4 protein-coding genes and 2 pseudogenes are annotated in these 4,391 nt (G+C 70.5%); 1 reads left to right on the forward strand and 5 read right to left on the reverse strand.

What is annotated here, in order from left to right; translation table 11 throughout:
- Positions 1 to 75: 75 nt before the first annotated feature.
- From ACJA3G_RS31255 to ACJA3G_RS31275, 5 genes and pseudogenes are all read right to left on the reverse strand, one after another.
- Positions 76 to 312: pseudogene (locus ACJA3G_RS31255) on the reverse strand (phage tail protein); the annotation flags it as partial.
- Positions 313 to 320: 8 nt separating this feature from the next.
- Positions 321 to 479: a DUF6760 family protein gene (locus ACJA3G_RS31260; RefSeq protein WP_406556407.1), complete on the reverse strand. Its 159-nt coding sequence runs from the start codon at positions 477 to 479 to the stop codon at positions 321 to 323.
- Positions 476 to 985 carry a hypothetical protein gene (locus ACJA3G_RS31265; protein WP_406556408.1) on the reverse strand — a complete coding sequence of 170 codons (510 nt, stop codon included), beginning with the start codon at positions 983 to 985 and terminating at the stop codon, positions 476 to 478. The genes ACJA3G_RS31260 and ACJA3G_RS31265 overlap by 4 nt, the downstream gene beginning before the upstream one ends.
- Entirely contained in the window at positions 985 to 1,431 is a 447-nt protein-coding gene (locus ACJA3G_RS31270) for a phage tail protein (protein WP_406556409.1), read from the reverse strand. The genes ACJA3G_RS31265 and ACJA3G_RS31270 overlap by 1 nt, the downstream gene beginning before the upstream one ends.
- A gap of 81 nt (positions 1,432 to 1,512) precedes the next feature.
- The gene (locus tag ACJA3G_RS31275; RefSeq protein WP_406556410.1) at positions 1,513 to 3,117 is read right to left on the reverse strand and encodes a phage tail sheath family protein; all 1,605 of its coding nucleotides are present in this window, start codon (positions 3,115 to 3,117) and stop codon (positions 1,513 to 1,515) included.
- Between the two features lie 469 nt (positions 3,118 to 3,586).
- Between ACJA3G_RS31275 and ACJA3G_RS31280 the strand changes: the two are divergent.
- Positions 3,587 to 4,391 (forward strand): annotated as a pseudogene (locus ACJA3G_RS31280) (hydrogenase expression protein); the annotation flags it as partial.

Below are 4,391 nucleotides of genomic sequence, written 5' to 3' on the forward strand. Positions count from 1 at the left end.
TCACCGGGTTGTCCTCGTAGTCCATCATGATGATCGAGGCGTTCTTGCGGGCCGTGGACATGCGGCCGTTGATGTCACCGGGTTGTCCTCGTAGTCCATCATGATGATCGAGGCGTTCTTGCGGGCCGTGGACATGCGGCCGTTGATGGAGTCGTTGATCCACTGGGTGAACGAGGACGACTGCGTCATACCGCGTATGACGGTGCACTGCCCGTCCTTCTGTGTGCCGGGCATGATCGACACCTCGTTCTTGCCGGGGCCGGGCCCATACTCGCCCGCTCGTCCCGACGGCCCCGCAACCGCTCCAGGAATCCCACCGCTCAGCCCTCCCCCGCGCCGCGTGTCACCAGGGACGCGATCTCGTCCGTGTACCGGCGGCGGTCCCGGTGCTCCAGGTCCAAGATGGCTTCCAGACTCCAGTGGAAGTGGTAGGCGACGTACGCGATTTCCTCGTGCAGCCGGTCGGTCGCGTACGTCACGATTCCCCCAGGCGGCTCCCGCCGAGCTCCACCTCGAAGGGCTCCGAGCAGTGCGGGCAGCTGACGGCCGCGCGGGTGTGGCCCTCCGCGTTGATCTGCCGGTAGAAGTCCTGGAGGAACGCCAGGTCGGAGGCGAACATGTTCTCCACGATCCCGTCGTGCACCATCGCGAGCGTGCCCAGCCGGGTGATGACCCGGCCGAGCAGCACCACCGACAGGTACGCCGGGTTCTCCTGGACGCGTACGTCGCGCAGCGGGACGAGTTCGTCCCGTGCCGTGGACAGGCGCATCACGCCCTCGCGGTGCACCGTGCCCGACTCGTCGACGTATCCGCGCGGGAGCTCGAAGGGGAACTCCGTGCGCAGCTCGTCCCGCTGGGCCGCATGGGCCGTAGGGGCCGGTTCCGGGCCGGGGGGTGCGACGGCGGGAGCCGACTGGGGGTCGTCCGCTCCCGCCGCCGCGGCTCTGGTGGCGGCGCCCGGTGCCGGGGCGGTGGCACGCCGCATTACTCGATGACCAGTTCTTCGAAGACGATGGTGACGGTCTCGGTCAGCGCGGCGGCCTCACCGGCCTTCACCGTGCTCGTGTCGATCTTGCTGCACCAGGCGTTGCGCAGGTTGTAGCGCTTCACCGGGTTGTCCTCGTAGTCCATCATGATGATCGAGGCGTTCTTGCGGGCCGTGGACATGCGGCCGTTGATGGAGTCGTTGATCCACTGGGTGAACGAGGACGACTGCGTCATACCGCGTATGACGGTGCACTGCCCGTCCTTCTGTGTGCCGGGCATGATCGACACCTCGTTCTTGCCGGTCGCGCCGTTGTTCTGCGTGTACCGGATGACGTCCTGTTCGAGGGTGAGGCCGCTGACCTCGGCGAGGTACTCGACCATCACGCCGTCGATCTGGAGACCGAAGTTGTGTGAGGTGAGGGCGTCACCCGGCTGGAGACTCATCTGTTCGCTGTCCTTCTGGAGGCCCGGGAGGGGCGTACGGGATTACGAGGCGTACGTGCTGGCGGAGACGGCGGCGGGGGACTACTCCTCCAACTCGCCACTGCCACTGGAGAACTGGGCCAGCCGGAAGATCACGAACTCGGCGGGCTTGACCGGGGCGATGCCGATCTCGCACACGACCCGGCCGACGTCGACCGACTCCGGCGGGTTGGTCTCCTCGTCGCACTTGACGTAGTACGCCTCCGAGGGGCTCTGGCCGAAGAGCGCGCCGCTGCGCCACTCGTTGACCAGGAACGCCGAGACGTTGCGGCGGATACGGGCCCAGAGGTTGTGGTCGTTCGGCTCGAAGACCACCCACTGGGTGCCGATCAGGATGGACTCCTCCAGGTAGTTGAAGTACCGGCGGATGTTCAGGTAGCGCCAGGCCGGGTCGGAGGAGAGGGTACGGGCGCCCCACACACGGATCCCGCGGCCGGGGAAGGCCCGGATGCAGTTGACGCCGATGGGGTTGAGCAGGTCCTGCTCGCCCCGGGTGATCTGGAGTTCGAGGTCGACGGCGCCGCGTACGACCTCGTTGGCGGGGGCCTTGTGCACTCCGCGCTCGAAGTCGTTGCGGGCCCAGATGCCGGCGATGTGGCCGCTCGGCGGGATCAGCCGCGACTGCCCGGAGGCCGGGTCGAAGGACTTGATCCACGGGTAGTACAGGGCCGCGTACTTGGAGTCGTAACCGGCCGTCTCCTGGCGCCACACGCGGATCTGGCGGGCGTTCTGCCGGGGCGGCGGGTCGATGATGGCGACCCGGTCCCCCATCAGCTCGCAGTGCGCGATGAGCCCCAGCTGGACGGCCTTGACGGCCTCCAGGTCGATCGCGCCGCGCTCGTACGCCGCCATCAGGTCGGGCACGGCGACCATGGAGATCTCGTCGATGGCCTCCAGTCCGCCGAAGCCCGTACGGTCGGCGGAGTCGCCGAGGTAGTGCGCCGGGCCGGGGTGTGCGGCCTCGTCCGGGGCGGTCTCCACGGGCGCGGCGGGCGCGGGCGGCGCGGCCAGGGTCACCGACTGGTTCTCGGGCCGGGCCAGCTGCGCCGCCGGGGCGCTCTCCGTCACGGTGATGAACCGGGACTGCTCCTTGACCTGCGTGACGACGTAGGAGCGGTTGCCCTTCTTGGCACTCACGTCGAAGGACTCGACCTGCTTGCCGCCGTCCTTGACGATCAGCCGGAACCGTTCGGCGGGGCCCTCGCCCTCGGGGTCCGCGACCTCGACCGTCAGCGGCCCCCCGGTACCGGCGGTCGTGGCGGCCACGGCGAACGTGCCGAGCTGCACGGGCTCGGCGGCGGGCAGCGCGGCCGGATCGGAGCCGCCCGTCACGGCGGCGGGCCGCGGGGCCGAGCCCCGGTCCGTGCCGGCGGCGCCGTCGGCCGAGCCGCCGACGCGTACCACGTACGCGGCGGAACCGCCGTTGTTGAAGAACCCGTAGACGGAGTGCGCGAGGTAGTAACCGTCGGAGAAGTCACCGAAGGAGGCGACGTACTGCGTCCAGTTGGTCACCAGGGTCGGTTCGTTCAGCGGCCCGGTCGGGGCGAGCCCGACGAAGGCCGCGACCGATGTGCCCACGCCCTCGATGGGGCGCGAGCCGCTGGCCACCTCCTCGACATAGACGCCGGGCGACAGATAGGACGGCATGCTCTGCTCTCCTCCGGGTACGCGATGGGACTTCGACCAGCCTCACTCGCGCGCCACCCGCTCCGAAACGGCCTCAGGTGCCGTGCGGGGGGCAGGGGTGTTGCCCCCGGGGGTGCCCGTATGGACACGACCGGGTCCGCGGCGGCGGGCCGGGAGGAGCCTTCGGCCACCGGGTCTTGCGGCCGGGGCCGTTCCCGTCGCGCCGTTTTACCGGACCGCGCCCCGGACCGCCAGGGGCGTCGGGGCACTCGTCGGGGCAGACCGCACAGGCAGACGGGCGCGTTCCATCGGCCGGGCCTCCGGGCACGGGGATTTCTCGTCCGGCCCCGTCGGTGAGGTGTTCCGCGGATCCGGGACGGACGGCCCCGGGCTGTCCGGCCCGCGAGGGCAGCCGGCAGGGGCGTACCGGGCAACTCACCCTGTCCCCACGGCTCCTGACACCGCGAAAGGCGCACCCTAGCGTCGAGGGGTGAGCCTTTGGACCTCCCTGGAACCCGCGTCCGCGACCGTCGACCCCGGCAGCAGCACCACGGTGCGGCTGCGCATCCGCAACACCGGTGACGTGGTAGACGAGTACCGTTTCGAGCCCGTGGGCGGCCCGGCGCCCTGGACCACCGTGGAACCCCCGACGCTGCGGCTGTACCCGGGCACGACCGGGACGGTCGAGCTGACGTTCACGCCGCCGCGCACCCCGGACGCGACGGCCGGACCGAACCCGTACGCGGTGCGGATCACCCCGACCGAGCACCCCGGCGCGGTGACCGTCCCCGAGGGGGTCCTCACCATCACGCCGTTCAGCGAGGTGCGGGCGGAGCTGGTGCCGGTGACCGTCAAGGGGCGGTTCCGGGGGCGGCCCCGGCTCGCGGTGGACAACCTCGGCAACACCAAGGTGACCGCGTCGGTCAGCGGCAGCGACACCGGTGAGCACCTGTCGTACGAGATACGCCCCGCCGCGCTGCAGATCGAGCCGGGCCGGGCGGCGTTCGTGGACGCGGCGCTGAGGCCCCGGCGGATCATCTGGTTCGGCTCCAAGGAGGAGCGGCCCTTCACCCTGTCCGTACGCCGGGCCGCGGCCGAGCCGACCGAGGTACAGGGCACCTACGTCCAGCGGGGGTTTCTGCCCCGCTGGCTGGCGTCCTCCCTCGGTATCGTCATGGCCCTCGCGATCACCTTCGTCACCCTGTGGCTCGCCTACAAACCCCAGGTGCGCAGCAGCGCCACGGAGGAGACCCAGCAGGCGGGCGCCACGCTTCCGCCCAGCGCCAGCCCCAAAC

The sequence above is a fragment of the Streptomyces sp. YS-3 genome (assembly GCF_045257485.1).
Classification (GTDB): Bacteria; Actinomycetota; Actinomycetes; order Streptomycetales; family Streptomycetaceae; genus Streptomyces.

Coding starts and splice junctions, on each gene's coding strand:
- ACJA3G_RS31265 (WP_406556408.1), bottom strand. CDS start 985: ATGCGGCGTGCCACCGCCCCGGCACCGGGCGCCGCCACCAGAGCCGCG.
- ACJA3G_RS31270 (WP_406556409.1), bottom strand. CDS start 1,431: ATGAGTCTCCAGCCGGGTGACGCCCTCACCTCACACAACTTCGGTCTC.
- ACJA3G_RS31275 (WP_406556410.1), bottom strand. CDS start 3,117: ATGCCGTCCTATCTGTCGCCCGGCGTCTATGTCGAGGAGGTGGCCAGC.